Origin of the sequence: Mucilaginibacter sp. 5C4 (genome assembly GCF_034345625.1) — a bacterium.
Lineage (GTDB): Bacteria > Bacteroidota > Bacteroidia > Sphingobacteriales > Sphingobacteriaceae > Mucilaginibacter > Mucilaginibacter aurantiaciroseus.
The window spans coordinates 1,101,011-1,118,971 of record NZ_CP133775.1 but is presented as its reverse complement, the minus strand read 5'-3'; the positions used below and the strand labels follow the sequence as shown (position 1 = coordinate 1,118,971).

At 41.8% G+C, this 17,961-nt stretch carries 26 protein-coding genes and 1 tRNA gene; 5 read left to right on the top strand and 22 right to left on the bottom strand.

The window, feature by feature from the left end:
- Positions 1–7: 7 nt before the first annotated feature.
- The 15 genes from rpsH to rplC form a co-directional block, all read right to left on the bottom strand.
- On the bottom strand, positions 8–409 hold the full coding sequence (rpsH, locus tag RHM67_RS05180; RefSeq protein ID WP_252758489.1) for a 30S ribosomal protein S8: 402 nt from the start codon (positions 407–409) through the stop codon (positions 8–10).
- Positions 410–558: 149 nt separating this feature from the next.
- Positions 559–828, bottom strand: a complete 270-nt coding sequence (gene rpsN, locus RHM67_RS05175) for a 30S ribosomal protein S14 (RefSeq protein WP_067059741.1) — start codon at positions 826–828, stop codon at positions 559–561.
- Entirely contained in the window at positions 821–1,390 is a 570-nt protein-coding gene (gene rplE, locus RHM67_RS05170) for a 50S ribosomal protein L5 (protein WP_322231056.1), read from the bottom strand. Before rplE ends, rpsN begins: the two co-directional genes overlap by 8 nt.
- On the bottom strand, positions 1,390–1,731 hold the full coding sequence (gene rplX / locus RHM67_RS05165; RefSeq protein WP_252757838.1) for a 50S ribosomal protein L24: 342 nt from the start codon (positions 1,729–1,731) through the stop codon (positions 1,390–1,392). Before rplX ends, rplE begins: the two co-directional genes overlap by 1 nt.
- 1 nt (position 1,732) lies before the next feature.
- Positions 1,733–2,101: a 50S ribosomal protein L14 gene (gene rplN, locus RHM67_RS05160; protein ID WP_073405786.1), complete on the bottom strand. Its 369-nt coding sequence runs from the start codon at positions 2,099–2,101 to the stop codon at positions 1,733–1,735.
- Between the two features lies 1 nt (position 2,102).
- Positions 2,103–2,357, bottom strand: a complete 255-nt coding sequence (gene rpsQ / locus RHM67_RS05155; RefSeq protein WP_067059745.1) for a 30S ribosomal protein S17 — start codon at positions 2,355–2,357, stop codon at positions 2,103–2,105.
- Between the two features lie 20 nt (positions 2,358–2,377).
- Positions 2,378–2,587: a 50S ribosomal protein L29 gene (rpmC, locus tag RHM67_RS05150; RefSeq protein WP_322231055.1), complete on the bottom strand. Its 210-nt coding sequence runs from the start codon at positions 2,585–2,587 to the stop codon at positions 2,378–2,380.
- 105 nt (positions 2,588–2,692) lie between these two features.
- The gene (rplP, locus tag RHM67_RS05145; protein WP_252757836.1) at positions 2,693–3,115 is read right to left on the bottom strand and encodes a 50S ribosomal protein L16; all 423 of its coding nucleotides are present in this window, start codon (positions 3,113–3,115) and stop codon (positions 2,693–2,695) included.
- 47 nt (positions 3,116–3,162) lie between these two features.
- Positions 3,163–4,032: a 30S ribosomal protein S3 gene (gene rpsC, locus RHM67_RS05140; protein ID WP_322231054.1), complete on the bottom strand. Its 870-nt coding sequence runs from the start codon at positions 4,030–4,032 to the stop codon at positions 3,163–3,165.
- Positions 4,033–4,038: 6 nt separating this feature from the next.
- The gene (gene rplV, locus RHM67_RS05135) at positions 4,039–4,467 is read right to left on the bottom strand and encodes a 50S ribosomal protein L22 (protein WP_067059749.1); all 429 of its coding nucleotides are present in this window, start codon (positions 4,465–4,467) and stop codon (positions 4,039–4,041) included.
- A gap of 3 nt (positions 4,468–4,470) precedes the next feature.
- Positions 4,471–4,737 carry a 30S ribosomal protein S19 gene (gene rpsS / locus RHM67_RS05130; protein WP_067059750.1) on the bottom strand — a complete coding sequence of 89 codons (267 nt, stop codon included), beginning with the start codon at positions 4,735–4,737 and terminating at the stop codon, positions 4,471–4,473.
- A 2-nt stretch (positions 4,738–4,739) separates the two neighbouring features.
- Entirely contained in the window at positions 4,740–5,567 is an 828-nt protein-coding gene (gene rplB, locus RHM67_RS05125) for a 50S ribosomal protein L2 (RefSeq protein ID WP_252757834.1), read from the bottom strand.
- Positions 5,568–5,574: 7 nt separating this feature from the next.
- Positions 5,575–5,865: a 50S ribosomal protein L23 gene (gene rplW / locus RHM67_RS05120; RefSeq protein WP_252757833.1), complete on the bottom strand. Its 291-nt coding sequence runs from the start codon at positions 5,863–5,865 to the stop codon at positions 5,575–5,577.
- A gap of 2 nt (positions 5,866–5,867) precedes the next feature.
- Positions 5,868–6,500 (bottom strand): 50S ribosomal protein L4, encoded by a 633-nt coding sequence (gene rplD, locus RHM67_RS05115; RefSeq protein WP_252757832.1) that lies wholly within the window; start codon positions 6,498–6,500, stop codon positions 5,868–5,870.
- A gap of 1 nt (position 6,501) precedes the next feature.
- Positions 6,502–7,119: a 50S ribosomal protein L3 gene (gene rplC / locus RHM67_RS05110; protein ID WP_252758488.1), complete on the bottom strand. Its 618-nt coding sequence runs from the start codon at positions 7,117–7,119 to the stop codon at positions 6,502–6,504.
- A 235-nt stretch (positions 7,120–7,354) separates the two neighbouring features.
- Here rplC and RHM67_RS05105 point away from each other — a divergent pair, with 235 nt between their 5' ends.
- A complete protein-coding gene (locus tag RHM67_RS05105; protein ID WP_322231053.1) occupies positions 7,355–8,866 on the top strand; it encodes a rhomboid family intramembrane serine protease in 1,512 nt (503 codons plus the stop codon).
- A 10-nt stretch (positions 8,867–8,876) separates the two neighbouring features.
- On the opposite strand, the gene RHM67_RS05100 is transcribed toward RHM67_RS05105, so the two are convergent.
- Complete coding sequence (locus RHM67_RS05100) at positions 8,877–10,136, bottom strand: prephenate dehydrogenase (protein ID WP_322231052.1); 1,260 nt, start codon at positions 10,134–10,136, stop codon at positions 8,877–8,879.
- 206 nt (positions 10,137–10,342) lie between these two features.
- Between RHM67_RS05100 and RHM67_RS05095 the strand changes: the two genes are divergently transcribed.
- Together RHM67_RS05095 and RHM67_RS05090 are read left to right on the top strand one after the other, a co-directional pair.
- Positions 10,343–11,095 carry a hypothetical protein gene (locus tag RHM67_RS05095; protein ID WP_322231051.1) on the top strand — a complete coding sequence of 251 codons (753 nt, stop codon included), beginning with the start codon at positions 10,343–10,345 and terminating at the stop codon, positions 11,093–11,095.
- A complete protein-coding gene (locus RHM67_RS05090; RefSeq protein ID WP_322231050.1) occupies positions 11,088–11,549 on the top strand; it encodes a hypothetical protein in 462 nt (153 codons plus the stop codon). The genes RHM67_RS05095 and RHM67_RS05090 overlap by 8 nt, the downstream gene beginning before the upstream one ends.
- Positions 11,550–11,706: 157 nt before the next feature.
- On the opposite strand, the gene rpsJ is transcribed toward RHM67_RS05090, so the two are convergent.
- The 5 genes from rpsJ to RHM67_RS05065 all read right to left on the bottom strand — a co-directional run bounded on the left by rpsJ (position 11,707) and on the right by RHM67_RS05065 (position 16,011).
- Entirely contained in the window at positions 11,707–12,012 is a 306-nt protein-coding gene (rpsJ, locus tag RHM67_RS05085; protein WP_022830652.1) for a 30S ribosomal protein S10, read from the bottom strand.
- A 157-nt stretch (positions 12,013–12,169) separates the two neighbouring features.
- Positions 12,170–14,281: an elongation factor G gene (fusA, locus tag RHM67_RS05080; RefSeq protein WP_322231049.1), complete on the bottom strand. Its 2,112-nt coding sequence runs from the start codon at positions 14,279–14,281 to the stop codon at positions 12,170–12,172.
- A gap of 103 nt (positions 14,282–14,384) precedes the next feature.
- A complete protein-coding gene (gene rpsG / locus RHM67_RS05075) occupies positions 14,385–14,855 on the bottom strand; it encodes a 30S ribosomal protein S7 (protein WP_370341159.1) in 471 nt (156 codons plus the stop codon).
- Positions 14,856–14,871: 16 nt separating this feature from the next.
- On the bottom strand, positions 14,872–15,294 hold the full coding sequence (rpsL, locus tag RHM67_RS05070) for a 30S ribosomal protein S12 (RefSeq protein WP_252757826.1): 423 nt from the start codon (positions 15,292–15,294) through the stop codon (positions 14,872–14,874).
- A 252-nt stretch (positions 15,295–15,546) separates the two neighbouring features.
- Positions 15,547–16,011, bottom strand: coding sequence for a hypothetical protein (locus RHM67_RS05065; RefSeq protein WP_322231048.1), 465 nt, complete (start codon positions 16,009–16,011; stop codon positions 15,547–15,549).
- 97 nt (positions 16,012–16,108) lie between these two features.
- On the opposite strand from RHM67_RS05065, the gene RHM67_RS05060 reads away from it, so the two are divergent.
- Together RHM67_RS05060 and RHM67_RS05055 are read left to right on the top strand one after the other, a co-directional pair.
- Positions 16,109–16,181: transfer RNA gene (locus RHM67_RS05060), tRNA-Gly, on the top strand.
- A gap of 98 nt (positions 16,182–16,279) precedes the next feature.
- The gene (locus RHM67_RS05055; RefSeq protein ID WP_322231047.1) at positions 16,280–16,531 is read left to right on the top strand and encodes a hypothetical protein; all 252 of its coding nucleotides are present in this window, start codon (positions 16,280–16,282) and stop codon (positions 16,529–16,531) included.
- 231 nt (positions 16,532–16,762) lie between these two features.
- Here the strand turns inward: RHM67_RS05055 and RHM67_RS05050 are convergent, their stop codons facing one another.
- Positions 16,763–17,935, bottom strand: a complete 1,173-nt coding sequence (locus RHM67_RS05050; protein WP_322231046.1) for an acyl-CoA dehydrogenase family protein — start codon at positions 17,933–17,935, stop codon at positions 16,763–16,765.
- Positions 17,936–17,961 lie beyond the last annotated feature (26 nt).

Below are 17,961 nucleotides of genomic sequence, written 5' to 3'. Positions count from 1 at the left end.
CCTCCTATTAATAAACGTAGCATAAAACTTCGCCACCCACATTTTGTGTACGAGCTTCTTTATCGGTCATTACACCTCTTGAAGTCGATAAGATAGCGATACCTAAACCATTTAATACGCGTGGCAGGTTATCCATGCCGGCGTATTTTCTCAAACCTGGTTTACTAATACGTGAAATGCTGCGGATTGCAGGAATTTTAGTTATCGGGTGGTATTTCAAAGCAACTTTGATAGTGCCTTGGGGACCGTTATCCTCAAACTTGTAATTAGCAATGTAACCTTTTTCGAAAAGCACTTTAGTGATTTCCTTTTTCAGATTTGATGCAGGAATTTCAACAACCCTGTGGTTGGCTTTAATAGCATTCCTTACTCTTGTAAGATAATCTGCGATTGGATCTGTATTCATTATTGTTGTTTATGATAGTGGTTTCCTTCCGGTAACATCCCGGGCGACCTTCTATCGGTTAATTCTTTATAAAATTCGAGCCGCGAAATTACAAAAAAATTCAAAACATATTGTAGTATGTTTTGAATTCAATTTCGTTCCCGATACTTTGCTTACCAGCTTGCCTTTTTAACACCTGGTATTTTACCAGCTAATGCCATATCACGGAATGTAACACGTGATATACCAAACTGGCGCATGTAACCACGCGGGCGACCTGTTAATTTACAACGATTGTGTAATTTTACCGGTGATGAAGCTTTAGGCAATTTGTCTAAACCTATGTAATCGCCGGCTGCTTTTAACGCTGCTCTTTTTTCAGCAAATTTTGCTACTAATTTGGCACGTTTTACTTCACGAGCCTTTACGCCTTCTTTAGCCATTGTTAGTTGGTGTTTGATTTTTAAATGGTAAACCAAATTGTTTCAGTAACTCCAATGCTTCAACATCGTTAGTTGCCGAGGTTACAAAGGTAATATCCATACCCTGGATCTTGTTGATCTTGTCAATGTTGATCTCCGGGAAGATAATTTGCTCTGATATACCTAAAGTATAGTTTCCGCGGCCGTCAAAGCCTTTATCGTTGATACCTTTAAAGTCACGTATACGTGGCAGGGCAACAGCAATTAAGCGGTCTAAGAACTCATACATAGTATTATCACGTAAAGTTACACGTACGCCAATCGGCATACCTTTACGTAATTTAAAGTTTGAGATATCCTTTTTCGATTTTGATGAAACAGCTTGCTGACCGGTGATGGTTGTTAGCTCGGTGATCGTGTTCTCGATAAGTTTTTTATCGGTAGTAGCACCGCCAACCCCCTGGTTGATAGCAATTTTTTGCAATTTAGGAACCTGCATTACGCTTTTGTAGGCAAATTTTTCCTTAAGCGCTGTGCGGATATCTTCCTTATATTTTGTTTTTAATCTTGGTACGTAAGTCATTACTTAATTTCCTCCCCTGATTTTTTTGATACTCTAACCAATTTGCCGGCATCGTTTAATTTACGGCCTACGCGGGTTGTTTTACCTGTTGAAGGTTCAACCAGTGCCAGGTTAGATATGTGTATAGCAGCTTCCTGCTTTACAATACCGCCGTTAGGGTTGGCTGCATTAGGCTTAGTGTGTTTAGATACCATGTTGGCACCTTCAACTATAGCCCTGTTTTTTTCAATGATAACTTCAACTATTTTACCTTGTGATCCTTTTGAATCTCCGGCTATTACCTTAACTAAATCGCCCTTGCGGATCTTTAATTTAGCTGGTTTTGTGTTTTTCTTTTCCATATTACAATACCTCCGGTGCTAATGATACAATTTTCATAAATTGTTTTTCACGTAATTCTCTGGCAACAGGGCCAAAGATACGTGTGCCCCTTGGCTCATCCTGGTTGTTTAACAAAACGGCTGCGTTGTCGTCAAAGCGGATATATGAACCATCTTTCCTGCGGATCTCTTTCTTGGTTCTAACCACTACTGCTTTAGATACAGTACCTTTTTTTACGTTACCTGATGGTAATGCGCTTTTTACGGTAACTACTATCTTATCGCCAATAGAAGCATATCTTTTACCTGTACCACCTAATACGCGTATTACTAAAACTTCTTTAGCTCCGCTGTTATCGGCTACATTTAATCTTGATTCCTGTTGTACCATGTTATTTAGCCCTCTCTAAAATTTGAACTAATCTCCAGTTTTTGTTTTTGCTCAACGGACGGGTTTCCATAATCAATACGGTATCACCAACACCACATGTGTTAGTTTCGTCATGAGCCATAAATTTGGTAGTCTTCTTTACGAATTTACCATAGATTGGGTGTTTCACCTTCCGCTCTACAGCAACCACAATAGACTTTTCCATCTTATTGCTTACTACCAGGCCGGTACGTGTTTTTCTTAAATTTCTTTCCATTGTTTTCCGACGCTTAAAAATTAATTCTGTTCAGAAGCTGACGCCGCCTTGCGTTTTGTTAATTCAGTAGTGAAACGAGCAATATCCTTACGCACTTTAGTAATGCGGGTTGGGTTCTCAATAGCCGAAACAGCGTGTGCAAATTTCAGTTTAGTAAGAGTTGATTTTTCCTCGCCCAGTCTTGCTGACAATTCTTCGGTTGTAAGCTCTAAAATTTCTGAGTTCTTCATGTTCTTTATTGTTGTTGTAATGTTAGAAAGTTTAAATGTGTTAATGTTACCTAATGGCGGCTGCAAATAACAACCTTTCAACACTTACAACTTTCAACCTTAAATTTATGCTTCTACGTAATCCCTACGTGTTACAAATCTTGTTTGCACAGGTAGCTTTTGTGCTGCCAGGCGTAAAGCCTCTTTTGCAACGTCCAAAGGCACACCTTCTGCTTCAAATATCATCCTGCCCGGGCGTACAACTGCAACCCAGTATTCTGGTGCACCTTTACCTTTACCCATACGTACCTCTGCCGGTTTTTTGGTTATGGGTTTGTCAGGGAATATCCTGATCCACACCTGGCCTTCACGTTTCATGAAACGTGTAACAGCGATACGTGCAGCCTCGATCTGACGACTGGTTATCCAGGCGGCTTCGAGTGATTTTATACCGAAAGATCCGAATGAAAGCTCAGTACCACGACTGGCTAAACCTTTCATCCTGCCTTTTTGCATCTTTCTGAACTTCGTTCTTTTTGGCTGTAGCATTTTATTAAGCTTTTATATCCTCACGGATATGTCTTTTCTAATTCTTGTTATCTTCTTCCGGGGCCGCCTGGACGGTTACCACCACCTTGACCTGGTCCACCTGGACGGCTGTTACCACCACCGCCTCTGCGGTCGTTGCTGCCACCTGGTTTACGATCGCCTCTGCGCTCGCCACCTCTTTCGCCGCCACGTGCGTTATCACGTCCGCCAAAGCCTGGTGCGCCACCTTCAGGGCGTCCGCCTTTACCGCTTGCGCTGCTTGTACCACCAATGTTTGGAGATAAATCGCGTTTGCCGTAAACCTCACCTTTACAGATCCATACTTTAACACCTATTTTACCATAAGTAGTTAAGGCTTCTGCTAAAGCATAGTCAATATCAGCACGGAAAGTGTGCAAAGGAATTCTTCCTTCTTTATATTGTTCGGTACGTGCCATCTCAGCGCCACCTAAACGGCCTGATGTCATCACTTTAATTCCTTCGGCACCCATTCTCATGGTAGAAGCAATTGTAGTTTTCATAGCACGACGGAAAGAGATACGTGCTTCAAGTTGTTTAGCAATACCTTCGGCAACTAACTGGGCATCAAGCTCAGGGCGTTTTATCTCGAAGATGTTGATCTGAACATCTTTTTTTGTTAATTTTTTTAACTCTTCCTTGATCTTATCAACCTCGGCGCCGCCTTTACCAATTACAATACCCGGACGGGCAGTGTGGATAGTTACAGTGATGCGTTTTAAAGTACGTTCTATAACTACTTTAGATACGCCACCTTTGTTGATACGTACTGACAAGTATTTGCGGATCTTTTCGTCTTCAACTAATTTGTCGGCATAGTGATTTCCACCGAACCAATTAGAATCCCAACCGCGGATGATCCCTAACCTGTTACCTATTGGATGTGCTTTTTGTCCCATTTCAAATTAGTTGTTATCGTTTTTACTATCCACAATTAGAGTTACATGGTTAGAACGTTTGCGGATACGGAAACCTCTACCTTGTGGTGCAGGGCGTAACCTCTTTAATTGACGGCCACCACCTACTGATACTTCTTTAACAAATAAGGCGCTATCCTCAACACGTTTGCCTTCGTTTTTTGCTTCCCAGTTTTTAATGGCTGATAACAAAAGTTTCTCTACACGTATAGCTGCTTCTTTGTTAGTAAATTTTAAGATGTATAACGCTTTCTCAACGTTTTCACCACGGATCAGATCAACCACCAAACGCATTTTGCGTGGTGAAGTTGGACAGTTCTGTAGTTTAGCAACTGAAGAACCACCCACTACGAGTTTAGCCGCTTCTTTTTGTTGCCTGATCAGTACAGACTTTTTGATTTTAGTTGTTGCTTCCATGCCTTATTTTTTCTTTTCTGCGTGACCGCGGAATGTGCGGGTTGGTGCAAATTCTCCCAACTTGTGACCAACCATGTTTTCTGTTACATACACAGGAATAAATTTATTACCGTTGTGTACTGCGAATGTATGACCAACGAAATCAGGAGAGATCATGGAACGACGTGACCATGTTTTTACAACTGATTTTTTACTTGCATCATTCAAGGTAAGAACTTTTCTTTCCAGGTTATGATCTATGTAAGGTCCTTTTTTAATTGAACGTGCCATTATTATTTCTTCCTTCTTTCAATGATGTAACGATCTGATCCTTTTTTCTTGTCACGGGTTTTGTAACCTTTGGCTAATAAACCTTTACGTGAACGTGGGTGACCACCTGATGAACGGCCTTCACCACCACCCATAGGGTGATCGACAGGGTTCATGGCTACACCACGAACGCGAGGGCGACGACCTAACCAGCGTTTACGGCCGGCTTTACCAAGCACTGCGTTTGCTTTTTCGCCATTTGAAACGGTACCGATAGTTGCCAAACAGGTTGACAGTATCATACGTGTTTCGCCTGAAGGCAATTTGATGATGGCGTATTTACCATCACGTGCTGATAACTGAGCATAAGTACCGGCGCTGCGGGCAATAACACCACCCTGGCCTGGGTTTAACTCAATGTTGTGGATGATAGAACCTAACGGGATGTTCTTCAAAGGCATGGTATTACCAACCTCTGGTGCAGCAGCCTCGCCAGATACAACTACCGTTCCAACTGTTAAGCCTTCCGGAGCTATCATGTATCGTTTTTCACCATCTACAAAATGTAACAGGGCTATACGTGCAGATCTGTTTGGATCATACTCAATAGTTGCAACTTTTGCAGGGATGTCAAACTTATTACGTTTAAAATCTATTATCCTGTATGCTTGTTTATGGCCACCACCAAGGTAGCGCATAGTCATTTTACCGCTGTGGTTACGACCGCCTGATCTTTTATTCGCTGCTTCAACCAACGACTTTTCAGGAACGTTTGTTGTAATGTCCGAATTAGATACATCAATCCTGAAACGGGTACCGGGGGTAACCGGTTTAAATCTCTTTACTGCCATCTCTATATTATATATTGCTGTAAAAATCTATTGTTTCACCATCCTTCAGCGTGATGATGGCTTTCTTGTAAGTAGCCGCGCGGCCAGACACTGCACCTGCTTTTGTGTTGCGGGTTTTAAGTTTACCTATGTATTTCATTGTGTTAACTGCTGTAACGTTAACACCATACATAGCCTCAATAGCGCCTTTGATCTGAATTTTATTAGCTCTGTGGTCAACTTTAAACGCATAGCGATTAAGTTTCTCAGTTAGTTGAGCTACTTTTTCAGTAAGTAAGGGTTTCTTTAAAATTTCCATAATTACTTAGCTAATGCTTCCTCCAAAGTTTTAACAGCGCCTGTAGTTAAGATTAGTTTACCAGCGTTTAACACATCATAAGTGTTAAGCTGCTCAACTGATATAACCTTAGTTTTCTTCAGGTTCCTGCTTGATAAATAAACGTTGTTATTTTCGGCACCTGCTAATACTAATAACGTTTTATCGTTAGTAACATTCAGATCAGCTTCCATTTTAATATAAGTTTTGGTTGCGATGGCATCAAAGCTGAAATCCTCCAGAACCAAAATGTTGTTATCTTTTGCTTTGTATGATAAAGCTGAAGCACGTGCTAATGATTTAAGCTTTTTGTTTAATTTAAAGCTATAATCACGTGGCTGCGGACCGAAAACACGACCACCACCATTAAACAATGGAGATTTGATGCTACCGGCACGGGCGCCGCCTGTACCTTTTTGTTTATGTAATTTGCGGGTACTACCTGCAATTTCATTACGTTGTTTTGATTTGTGCGTACCCTGGCGTTGGTTAGCTAAGAACTGCTTTACATCTAAGTAAATAGCATGATCATTAGGCTCTACTCCGAATACGGACTCAGGCAGTTGCACCTTGGCACCTGTTTCTTTACCTGATAGATTTAATACGTTGATTTCCATCTTATTTATCCACTATTACGAATGAACCCTTAGCTCCGGGGATAGAACCTTTAACTACAATTAGGTTTTGCTCAGCAAATACTTTAACCACTTCGAGGTTTTGTACTTTAACGCGAACATTACCCATTTGACCCGCCATACGCATACCTTTAAATACACGCGAAGGCCATGATGATGCACCCAATGAACCTGGAGCACGTAAACGGTTGTGCTGACCGTGAGTTTGCATACCCACACCACTAAAACCGTGACGCTTTACAACACCCTGAAATCCTTTACCTTTTGAAGTACCTACTACATCAACGTAATCGCCTGCGGCAAAAATCTCAACGGTAACAGTGTCACCAAGAGCTTTTTCGTCTTCGAATGTTTTAAATTCAACAAGTTTACGTTTTGGAGTAGTACCGGCTTTTTGGAAATGGCCTTTTAATGGGCCTGAAGTGTTTTTTTCCTTCTTCTCGCCATATGCTAACTGTACAGCAGCATAACCGTCTGTTTCAACAGACCTGATCTGGGTTACTACGCAAGGGCCAGCTTCGATTACAGTACAAGGAATGTTTTTCCCCGCTTCATCGAAAATGCTGGTCATTCCTACTTTTTTACCAATAATTCCTGACATTTTCTTTATTTTATTTGTGCCCATCGAAGCAGTAGGGCTTCGTTCAAGGCATATTATTTCCCCCTTAAGGGACGGCAAAGATAGAAACTTTACATTAATTTTCAAATAGTTATCAAGTTATTTTTAAATAAATATTAACGCAACGTAATTACCATTCAATTTAATGATAACCAGCCCATAACTTGTGTATTTGAAACCATCACGTATCTTTACTACTTACACCTAAACTATTGTTATGAGCTGGGGCCTTTCTCCGCGTAAAACCACTACCGTTCCGCTAAACGATTACAACACCAGCCACTATCTTACGCTGGTTTATAACGCGTTTATAAACCTTGGCTGGCGCATTGGTTATTTTAACCACGATGGCATTATTGCATACACCAATATCTCATGGTCGTCATACGCCGAAGAAGTATCTGTCCATATAATAGATAACCAGGCCATCATCAAAAGCGAATGCGTTGGCTACCAGGGCCTTTTTACCGATTATGGCAAAAACGATAAAAACATAGAACTACTGTTTGGTGAGATCACTTATGTAGAGTATCACTTGCAAAACTCCCTGCAGGAAACTACACAGCAACTTATTGATACCATTCCCGGTAGCCAGTTCATTAGCTTTGAAAATCCTCCATTAGGATATAAGGAGAAGCTCCGCGGCTTTTTATCGCATTTTAACCCTAAACCGGGCTACAGCGTTACCCCTATCCTAGTGTTGGCAAACATTGGCATATATATCATAAGTACCGCGGTAATGATAGGCATGTTTATGCAACACAAACAGGATGGGACAGTTGCCCCTGAGATCAACTTAGAGGAGATCTATCTTTCACTTGGCTTTAGCGGGCGCAACCAGGTGCTGCATGGGCAGTTATGGCGGCTGGTAACCAGTACATTCCTGCACTTTTCATTGCTGCATATTATAGGTAATATGATCGTACTGATCTACATCGGTTCGCTTATTGAAAGTAAGCTTGGCAAATGGAACTATCTTTTTATTTACCTGCTTACCGGCATCTGCGCCAGCGCAACCTCTGTTATTTGGAACGAGCAAGGTGTAATGGCGGGGGCATCAGGCGCAATATTTGGTTTGTTTGGGGTGTTGCTGGCGCTACTAACCACCAACTTTTACGAGAATAATGCGCGCAGGGCATTGCTCATCAGCACCACAATATTTATTGCGTACAGCATTATGCCGATTGGCAGACATGTAGACCACGCGGCGCATTTTGGTGGACTTATATCCGGTTTTATTTTTGGATGGATAGCCTATTTAGGGTTAAAGCATCAAAAGAAAAGTATTATTGCTACAAGTGCATTAGGCATTACAATAATGTACACAGTACTGTGCACATGGCTCGCGCCACTTTACCAGTTAAAAGAATTACAACAGCTTACCACTAAAACAGATAACCTTTTCAACAGACTGAACAAGGATTTTTATCATACTTATGAATTATCCCGTGCGGAGCGGTTAGCGATGATGACTAACAAAACAATGCTTCGTGTAGATACGCTCGCTAAAATTGGGAAGGAAATGAACGGTCCTTTGTTACCTGCTGAAGAAAAACAGATAGCCGCCATCAAATCAAAAATCATTATGCTGGAGTGTCGCCTGTACAAACTACTTTACAAAGAATTTAGCGAGAACGACAATTACAAATACCGCGATGAGATAATCAGCGTTACCGATAAAATAAACGAACTGCGCATTGAGTGGGGCAAGATAGAGGCTAAAGATTAGCCCAATTTAACTAAGTCATCATTAACCTGCGGATCAACTCTGCACTCTGCTTGTTGCCTTCTTCTAGTCGGCCGGCAAAAAAGGACTGCACTTCGTTAAAGTGTTTTTTGTAGCCTTCCATATCGCCATAACCAATAATTGCACTCCACTCCCGCACAGCGGAATGAAATTCCAAATCGTCGCCACGGATGGTTTTATCGTACAGGGCTGTTTCTATCGATTCTTCGAGTAACTCTTCGTTTTTGAACAAGTACTCTGCTATACCTAATCTCAACCTGAACGGCGGGGTTTGGCAGATAAGGTTATCATACGGGTTTACGCCCAGGTGGTACCAGGCATCAACCATACTTAAGATACTTAAGTGTGAGTTTGGCTTTTGGTGCCCTGCATCCCGCGCAAGCGAAAACTCGTTCATAATGCTATCATTAAACATAATGGGCTTACGGCTTTCGTGGAAAACAAAGTCACGCGCACGGTAAAGCCGGTTCCTAAACTCCTGCTCCTCTTCTTTGATCATCAGCTTAAATAGCTCTGATTCTGATTCTGCGTAGCGCTTCACCTGCTGGCGGGCATAGGGGTTAAGGATAGCCAGGCCCGCGTAAACGTGAGCTTTATAACTAAAAATACGTAGGGTGGTCAGGATCTTTACATTATCGATCCCTCCTATATAAGAGGCATTCTCCCACGGGAAAAACCCAGCCGATTTCCAGGCGGTGCCCATACTCTCGAAACCAACGTGGGTTACAGCCTGCGTATCGGCTACAATTTTATCGTGTTCGTGATAGTCCGGGATCTCTACAATGTCGGTTTCTAAAGCAGTAAACAGGTCAAGCATGCGCTGGTAAGCATCTGCTTCGCTACGGTGATTAATAAGGATCAGCTTTTGCCCCTTTGGCTCAAAGCCCGGGCCGTGCATGGCATGGAAGGTGATGATCTGCGCATCGGCAGGCAAATATTTTTCAAAGATGGCGATCTCGGGGTGTTTAACAGATGTTTGCCCTGCTACAATAGCACCATATTTGGTAGATGAGCCGTACATACCCACTACCTGCTCCAGTTTATCGGCCTCTACCGAATAGATGATGAGGTCGCTTACGCGCGATACATCTTTCCCATCATCCATTAGGATGATGCCCAACGGGTCTAACTCATTCTCCAGTCGCTCCCGGTTAAGGGGCATATCGCAGCCGCAAACCTTGTAGCCCGCCTTTGCAAAAGCTTTGGCGTAAAGTTTACCCATATCGCCCAAACCTATAATACCTATCCGCATAGTATAAAATAAAGGCCTAATATATGCTTTTTGCCAATTACACCTTATTTATACAGGCATTACTTATCACCCTTGTAAAGATGATGGTGATACACGCCATATGTTTAAACTATTTTTATAAACTTTAAATTTATTTATTACGTTTAACATATTATACATTTACATAGCCTAAACTGATGTGATTAACCCCCGATACCTATAATTTTATGACCAAGCCTTTGAATTTACGGATTACCTTATTAGCGATACTCATTTTAAGCAGCGCAAGCTTTAGCCACGCGCAGGATACTACCAAAAAAGTAACCGCCGCTAAATTAGTTGCCGCTAAACCCAAATACGGTACCTATAAAAAGCCCGTAGTTACCACCTCGCAAATACCGGGCACTACAGCTGTGCCAACTGTAGCAGTACCTGCACAACATCGCACCGCGCCTACACAACAATCTGCAGCGCCTGTAGATAAGAGCCTGCGCGGGCAATACCATTACTTGTTGACCAAAGTTTACAATTACCAGCAACCATTGGTTGCGGCGCTATTTAAAAACTATAACGACACGCTTAGCACTACCCGCAAACAGTTAAAAGCAGCGCAGGCTACTGTTGAAGAACAGGCAAAGGATATAGATACTTTAAAAAAATCATCGACCAGTAAAGACCAGGCAGTGGCCGAGTCAAAAGCCAAAGTTGATGAGGTAAGCCTTGTTGGCGTGCCGCTTACCAAAAGCACCTACAATTTAATTATGTGGGGCCTGGTGATAGGCTTTGGCGTTATAGCAGCCATCGTGATCGCGCGTAGTGGCAGCCACAGCCGCGAAGCCAGTTACCGCATTAAGCTTTATAACGAGTTGGAAGAAGAGTATAAAACGTACAAAACCAAAGCTAACGAAAAAGAAAAGAAACTTGCCCGCGAGTTGCAAACAGAGCGTAACAAGAATGACGAATTAATGGGCAATGGCTAATCCACTACAAAAAGCTTTTTTGTTTGGATGGAACCCCGTTAAGTTTAAATGGGAAAATATTGATGACGATATTGAAAAACTAAAAACAACCGGCAAATTGGTAGACAACTGGAGCGTTGCCAGCCATAAAACCATTTCCATTAGCGACCGCGCTTACCTTGTACGCCTGGGTGCCGAACCAAGGGGTATATTTGGCTCGGGGCATATTGTATCAGAACCTTATTTGGCATCTCGCAAAGGGCGCATCTACCATCGTATACAAATCAGCATCGATGCTTTGCTCAACCCTGATAAAGAACGCATCCTTACCTTCGACATTCTTAAAACCGGCAACCTTGCCGAACAAACCTGGGCGCCGCAGGCATCAGGCATATCTATCAGGCCGCATTTGATTGATGAACTGGAAGGTGTATGGTTAGATTTTTTATCTGATACTTATTACGGGCAACTCTAAATTAATTTCAGCACAGCTACGACGACCTTGATGGCCACCACTGGGAAATTATGCAGATAGATCCTGTAGGCCCACAGGTGCAGTAGTAACATTTAATTAAACAAAAAAGCCATTCATCAATAGACGAATGGCTTTTTTTATAGATCTTCCGGTATAGTTATACTTTGATCTCAACTTCAACACCGCTTGGCAATTCAAGCTTCATTAGCGCATCTACAGTTTTTGAGTTTGAGCTGTAGATATCCAATAAACGTTTGTAAGAACATAATTGGAATTGCTCACGTGCTTTCTTATTAACGTGTGGTGAACGTAAAACAGTGAAAATTTTCTTTTCGGTTGGTAACGGAAGTGGTCCGCTAACTACAGCGCCTGTTGGCTTTACTGTTTTAACGATCTTCTCGGCTGATTTATCAACCAAGTTGTAATCGTACGATTTTAATTTGATCCTGATTCTTTGGCTCATTTTGTTTTTGATTATGATGATTTCACCGATTTAAGACGATTTCACCGATTTATTAATTGGCCACCCTAAGAGCTATTTATTAGATATGGCTGTTATCTTAAAATTACACCGGTCAATCTATGAAATCACAAATCAATCGGTGTAATCATTTTTCTAATTATGCGTTAGCAGCAGCTCTTTTGCCTCTTGCTTTAGCAACTATTTCTTCCTGTACGTTACGTGGTGCTTCAGCATAGTGATCAAACTCCATGGTTGAAGTAGCACGGCCAGATGTAATAGTACGTAACTGGGTTACGTAACCAAACATTTCTGAAAGTGGTACAGTAGCTTTAATTACCTGTGCACCTGCACGTGAATCCATACCCAAAAGCTGGCCACGACGACGGTTCATATCACCGATAACATCACCCATGTTTTCTTCAGGGGTTAAGATCTCGATCTTCATGATTGGCTCAAGCAATACCGGTTTACATTTTGGTAACGCCTCGCGGTAAGCGATCTTAGCAGCTAACTCGAAAGATAGCGCATCTGAATCGACCGCGTGGAACGAACCATCAATTAAACGAACTTTTAAGCCTGTAAGTGGGTAACCTGCTAATACACCATTTGCCAATGAAGCCGCAAAGCCTTTTTCAACAGATGGGATAAACTCACGAGGGATTGAACCACCAGATATCTCGTTAACGAAAGTTAAACCTTCTTTACCTTCATCGTTTGGTGATATAATAACCTGGATATCGGCAAATTTACCACGACCACCAGTTTGTTTCTTATAAGTTTCGCGGTGTTGTGTAGTACCTGTAATAGCTTCTTTGAAAGCTACTTGAGGCGCACCCTGGTTAACCTCTACCTTAAACTCGCGTTTAAGACGATCCATGATGATATCTAAGTGAAGCTCGCCCATACCGCTAATTACAGTTTGGCCGGTTTCTTCGTCAGATTTTACGTGGAAGGTTGGATCTTCTTCAGATAATTTACCTAAAGCCATACCCAATTTATCAATGTCAGCTTGAGTTTTAGGCTCGATAGCTAAACCGATAACCGGCTCAGGGAAGTTCATCGACTCAAGAATAATAGGGTGTTTCTCATCACAAAGTGTATCACCTGTTTTGATATCCTTGAAGCCTACTACCGCTGCAATATCACCTGCACCTACATTAGGGATAGGGTTTTGCTTGTTAGCGTGCATCTGGAAGATACGGGAGATACGCTCTTTGTTATCTGAACGCATGTTGTGTACATATGAACCAGCCTCTAAGTTACCAGAATAAACGCGGATGAAACATAAACGGCCTACGAAAGGATCCGTCGCTATTTTAAATGCTAATGCTGCAAATGGTTCTTTTTCTGAAGGTTGACGGATGATTTCTTCGCCTGTATCAGGGTTAGTACCAACAATACCATCAACATCCATAGGTGAAGGAAGTAATTCCATCACATAATCAAGCATGGTTTGTACACCTTTGTTTTTGAAAGATGAACCACACACCATAGGCACAATTTTAGCATCTAACACTGCTTTACGCAATGCATCTAAAATTTCGCGCTCGGTGATAGAAGCAGGATCCTCAAAGAATTTCTCCATCAGGCTCTCATCGTAATCAGCAACTGATTCCAATAATTTCTCTCTCCACTCAGTTGCTTCCTCGATCATATCCTCAGGAATAGGCACTTCGGTATAGGTCATACCTTTATCATCCTCATTCCAAACAATACCTCTCCAGTTAATTAAATCTACAACACCTTTAAAGTTCTCTTCAGCGCCAATAGGCAATTGAAGCGGAACAGCGTTGCTGCCTAACATGCTTTTTACTTGTTTAACAACGTTCAAGAAATCGGCACCGCTACGGTCCATCTTATTAACGAAACCTATACGGGCAACGTTGTAGTTGTTTGCAAGTCTCCAGTTGGTTTCTGATTGTGGCTCAACACCGTCAACTGCCGAAAATAAGAATACCAAACCATCTAATACACGTAACGAGCGGTTTACCTCAACGGTAAAATCCACGTGCCCTGGTGTATCAATAATGTTGATGTGGTAATTTTGGCCTCTATATTTCCAATTAACAGTGGTAGCAGCAGAGGTAATGGTAATACCACGTTCCTGCTCCTGCGCCATCCAGTCCATTGTAGCTGCACCCTCATGTACTTCGCCAATTTTGTGGCTAACACCCGAGTAATACAGAATACGCTCTGTAGTAGTGGTTTTACCGGCATCAATGTGAGCGGCAATACCTATGTTTCTTGTATATCTTAGATCTCTTGACATCTTTTTAGTTTTTTGATTTCACCAGTTTATTTAATGATTACACCGATTCTGCAATCATAGCAAAATCGGTGCAACCGTATATTAAATCGGTGTAATCCTTTTATTAGAATCTAAAGTGTGAGAACGCTTTGTTGGCCTCAGCCATTTTGTGCGTATCTTCTTTCTTCTTCACAGCAGCACCTTCACCTTTAGCAGCAGAAATGATCTCGCCGGCTAATTTCTCCATCATGGTTTTTTCACCACGGCGGCGTGCATAGCTAATTAACCATTTCATACCTAAAGCTACTTTACGTTCAGGGCGAACTTCTGTAGGCACCTGGAAGTTAGCACCACCAACACGGCGGCTTTTTACTTCAACAGCAGGCATTACATTGTTTAAAGCTTTTTTCCAGCTGTCTAAGCCGTTTTCGCTTGTTTTCTTTTCAACAATATCAATTGCATTATAGAATATGGTGTAAGCGGTAGATTTTTTACCATCAAACATCATGTTATTTACAAACCTGGTTACCAATACTTCATTGAATTTTGGATCAGGAAGAAGGATTCTTTTTTTTGGTTTTGATTTTCTCATTATTACTATCCTCCTTTAATTATTTCTTTTTCTTAGCTGGTGCACCTTTTGTCGCGGCAGCTGGCTGACCTGGTTTAGGGCGTTTAGTTCCGTATTTTGAACGGCGTTGGTTACGACCGGCTACGCCTGAAGTATCTAACGCACCACGGATGATGTGGTAACGTACACCCGGTAAGTCTTTTACACGACCACCGCGGATCAAAACAATAGAGTGTTCCTGTAAGTTGTGGCCTTCACCAGGGATGTAGGCGTTAACTTCTTTACCATTTGTAAGGCGCACACGTGCAACTTTACGCATTGCTGAGTTTGGTTTTTTAGGGGTAGTGGTATACACACGTGTGCACACACCTCTTCGCTGTGGACAGCTGTCCAACGCTGGTGACTTACTCTTGTCAACCATAGCTACTCTACCTTTTCTAACTAATTGCTGAATAGTAGGCATTTTTTCCTTTTTGTATTTACTGTTTTATCCTTATTTTAAGGACTGCAAAGGTAGACACTATTTTTTGATTTTCAAGGGCTTGCAGTAAAAGTTTTTTTTGTAATAGATTGATTGAGTGGAGAGAGCGGGTGATGTTGCTATAAATCTACTTAGCTCCTTATTATTTAAATTGAAAATCATGTGCAGTGACACTATGTCCCTTCAGTCCCGCGCAAGCTTTAGGCACGGGGTTGGTATCCGCTGCATTCGGGTTTATGGATTTAATGTTATCGCCTTTTGTATCCGTTTACCGGTGATATTCAATTCTAACATGGTTAAAAGCACAAACCCTCCAAAAAAGACCAACGGCACAATTATACCTTCATAATTATATTTATTAACCAAGGCAGTGGCTGTAACCACAATAAAGCCTAACGCCCAAAAAACTACAACAACGGTAGATAGTAAACTATACCTGATCCTATATTCGATCTCAGTTTCATTTTTTGATAGTATAACAATCGCCCTTGGCATAAATTTTTCAAAAGAAGTCCTTAAACGCGAAAACTGGACATCTTTCTTTCCATCGTAACCTATGAAAAGTTTGTTGCTACCAATATCACTCACGGTAGATACAAAATCAAGCGCGCGGGTTCTTTTGAGCGAGCTTTTCCGCATGGCTCGTTCAAGCGTTATCTTTTCAGCTTCGGTCAGTTTAATTGTTTTTATATTGATCATTACAGGGTTTGTACGGTGGCTCTAAAATAAGCATTTTGAACTTTTTCAAAATATTTTTTTTCTATTTAAACTAAAATTATACTTTTGCCACCCCAACGCGAAAGTAGCTCAGTTGGTAGAGCACGACCTTGCCAAGGTCGGGGTCGCGAGTTCGAATCTCGTCTTTCGCTCAAATCCTTCCCAATAAACCGGGAGGGATTTTTTTGTTTTATTACTTTTTAAAAGTGTTTTGATTTTCTCTACCTTAACACCTTAAACCAAATAAATCATGAAAACAGACCTATACACAAAAATTATTTTAACCATTATCGCTGTTGCGCTAACAGTAAACTTGTTTAAAAGCAGCATCACCCCTACTATGGCCGATGGCAAAAAATACGTTACCCTGCCAGCCAACCCCGATGGCAGTATCAATGTAAATATTAATAAGGTGAACGAAACGATGGATGTAAATATCAAAACTGTTGATCGCAGTGCATTTTATTACGTTAACCCCATCCCTGTAAAAGTGAGCCAATAAGTTACTAAATATCAGCAACTTGATAATCAATTACAATTTTGAATATCTTATTATATTTTTATCAACTAACAGATTTAATCAACTGCCGGTTATTAGCTAATTAAAATTTATAGAGAGCAGGTATAGCGCAAGGCCAATCCTGCTCTTTTTATTTTTTAAAAATCCCAACAACAAAAAGGGCCTGCAACGTAAAGCTACAGGCCCGGGTATATAATTGATCAGTATAGTTTCTTACTTTAACACTTCGCGGCTAATCACGATCTTCTGGATCTCTGAGGTGCCCTCACCTATAGTACAAAGCTTGGCATCGCGGTAAAATTTTTCTACGGGGAAGTCTTTTGTGTAACCATATCCCCCAAAGATCTGTACCGCCTCATTAGCGCAACGTACGGCCACTTCCGAAGCAAAATATTTTGCCATTGCCGATTGCTTGGTAACCGGCAAGTGGCGGTTCTTTAAGTCGGCAGCTTGCATAATTAGTAATTCGGCAGCTTCTATCTCTGTAGCCATATCTGCCAGTTTAAAGGCAATCCCCTGGAAATTACTAATCGGCTGGCCAAACTGGTGGCGCTCTTTTGAATAAGCAACCGCCGCCTCAAAAGCACCCTTGGCAATACCTAATGACAGTGCCGCTATAGAGATGCGGCCGCCATCCAGCACTTTCATGGCTTGTTTAAAGCCCTCGCCCTCTACACCTAAAAGGTTTTCTTTTGGCACACGGCAATTATCAAATATCATTTCGGTGGTTTCTGATGCACGCATGCCCAGTTTGTTCTCTTTCTTGCCTGCACTAAAGCCCGGTGTACCGCGCTCTATTACCAAAGCCGAGATACCTTTACTGTCACCCTTCTCACCTGTACGTACCATTACAACGGCAACATCGCCGCTTTTACCGTGGGTGATCCAGTTTTTTGATCCGTTTACAATGTAATGGTCGCCATCTAAAACGGCTGTGGTTGCCATACGCATAGCATCGCTGCCGGTATTAGCTTCGGTTAATCCCCAGGCACCAAGCCATTCGGCGGTAGCCAGTTTGGGTAACCAACGTCGTTTTTGTTCTTCGTTTGCAAATGCCAAGATGTGGCCTGTACAAAGTGAGTTATGTGCCGCAACCGATAGACCTATAGACCCGCAAACTTTTGCTATTTCTACAATAGTGGTAACATACTCGGCATAGCCAAAACCCGAACCGCCGTACTCTTCGGGTACCAGCACGCCCATCATTCCCTGCTCACCAAGTTGCTTAAACAACTCCAGAGGGAATTTTTGCGCCTCGTCCCAGTCCATCACATTTGGGCGGATGTGCTTTTCGGCAAAATCTTTGGCCATCTGGCCTATCATTTTTTGGTTTTCGCTTACACTAAAATCGTAGCCCGCAGGGCTATCGGTTAACAAATATTCCATGTAAAAAAAGTAGATTTATAATTGGT

Excerpts from the sequence above, each read along its gene's own strand:
- rpsC (WP_322231054.1), bottom strand. The coding sequence starts at position 4,032 with ATGGGACAAAAAGCACATCCAATAGGTAACAGGTTAGGGATCATCCGC.
- rpsL (WP_252757826.1), bottom strand. The coding sequence starts at position 15,294 with ATGCCTACTATTCAGCAATTAGTTAGAAAAGGTAGAGTAGCTATGGTT.
- rplN (WP_073405786.1), bottom strand. The coding sequence starts at position 2,101 with ATGGTACAACAGGAATCAAGATTAAATGTAGCCGATAACAGCGGAGCT.
- RHM67_RS05090 (WP_322231050.1), top strand. The coding sequence starts at position 11,088 with ATGGCTAATCCACTACAAAAAGCTTTTTTGTTTGGATGGAACCCCGTT.
- RHM67_RS05065 (WP_322231048.1), bottom strand. The coding sequence starts at position 16,011 with ATGATCAATATAAAAACAATTAAACTGACCGAAGCTGAAAAGATAACG.
- RHM67_RS05050 (WP_322231046.1), bottom strand. The coding sequence starts at position 17,935 with ATGGAATATTTGTTAACCGATAGCCCTGCGGGCTACGATTTTAGTGTA.
- rplB (WP_252757834.1), bottom strand. The coding sequence starts at position 5,567 with ATGGCAGTAAAGAGATTTAAACCGGTTACCCCCGGTACCCGTTTCAGG.
- RHM67_RS05105 (WP_322231053.1), top strand. The coding sequence starts at position 7,355 with ATGAGCTGGGGCCTTTCTCCGCGTAAAACCACTACCGTTCCGCTAAAC.
- RHM67_RS05100 (WP_322231052.1), bottom strand. The coding sequence starts at position 10,136 with ATGCGGATAGGTATTATAGGTTTGGGCGATATGGGTAAACTTTACGCC.
- rplE (WP_322231056.1), bottom strand. The coding sequence starts at position 1,390 with ATGACTTACGTACCAAGATTAAAAACAAAATATAAGGAAGATATCCGC.
- fusA (WP_322231049.1), bottom strand. The coding sequence starts at position 14,281 with ATGTCAAGAGATCTAAGATATACAAGAAACATAGGTATTGCCGCTCAC.
- rplX (WP_252757838.1), bottom strand. The coding sequence starts at position 1,731 with ATGGAAAAGAAAAACACAAAACCAGCTAAATTAAAGATCCGCAAGGGC.
- rplD (WP_252757832.1), bottom strand. The coding sequence starts at position 6,500 with ATGGAAATCAACGTATTAAATCTATCAGGTAAAGAAACAGGTGCCAAG.
- rpmC (WP_322231055.1), bottom strand. The coding sequence starts at position 2,587 with ATGAAGAACTCAGAAATTTTAGAGCTTACAACCGAAGAATTGTCAGCA.
- RHM67_RS05095 (WP_322231051.1), top strand. The coding sequence starts at position 10,343 with ATGACCAAGCCTTTGAATTTACGGATTACCTTATTAGCGATACTCATT.
- rplV (WP_067059749.1), bottom strand. The coding sequence starts at position 4,467 with ATGGAAGCAACAACTAAAATCAAAAAGTCTGTACTGATCAGGCAACAA.
- rpsN (WP_067059741.1), bottom strand. The coding sequence starts at position 828 with ATGGCTAAAGAAGGCGTAAAGGCTCGTGAAGTAAAACGTGCCAAATTA.
- rplW (WP_252757833.1), bottom strand. The coding sequence starts at position 5,865 with ATGGAAATTTTAAAGAAACCCTTACTTACTGAAAAAGTAGCTCAACTA.
- rplP (WP_252757836.1), bottom strand. The coding sequence starts at position 3,115 with ATGCTACAGCCAAAAAGAACGAAGTTCAGAAAGATGCAAAAAGGCAGG.
- rpsS (WP_067059750.1), bottom strand. The coding sequence starts at position 4,737 with ATGGCACGTTCAATTAAAAAAGGACCTTACATAGATCATAACCTGGAA.
- rplC (WP_252758488.1), bottom strand. The coding sequence starts at position 7,119 with ATGTCAGGAATTATTGGTAAAAAAGTAGGAATGACCAGCATTTTCGAT.
- rpsQ (WP_067059745.1), bottom strand. The coding sequence starts at position 2,357 with ATGGAAAGAAATTTAAGAAAAACACGTACCGGCCTGGTAGTAAGCAAT.
- rpsJ (WP_022830652.1), bottom strand. The coding sequence starts at position 12,012 with ATGAGCCAAAGAATCAGGATCAAATTAAAATCGTACGATTACAACTTG.
- RHM67_RS05055 (WP_322231047.1), top strand. The coding sequence starts at position 16,280 with ATGAAAACAGACCTATACACAAAAATTATTTTAACCATTATCGCTGTT.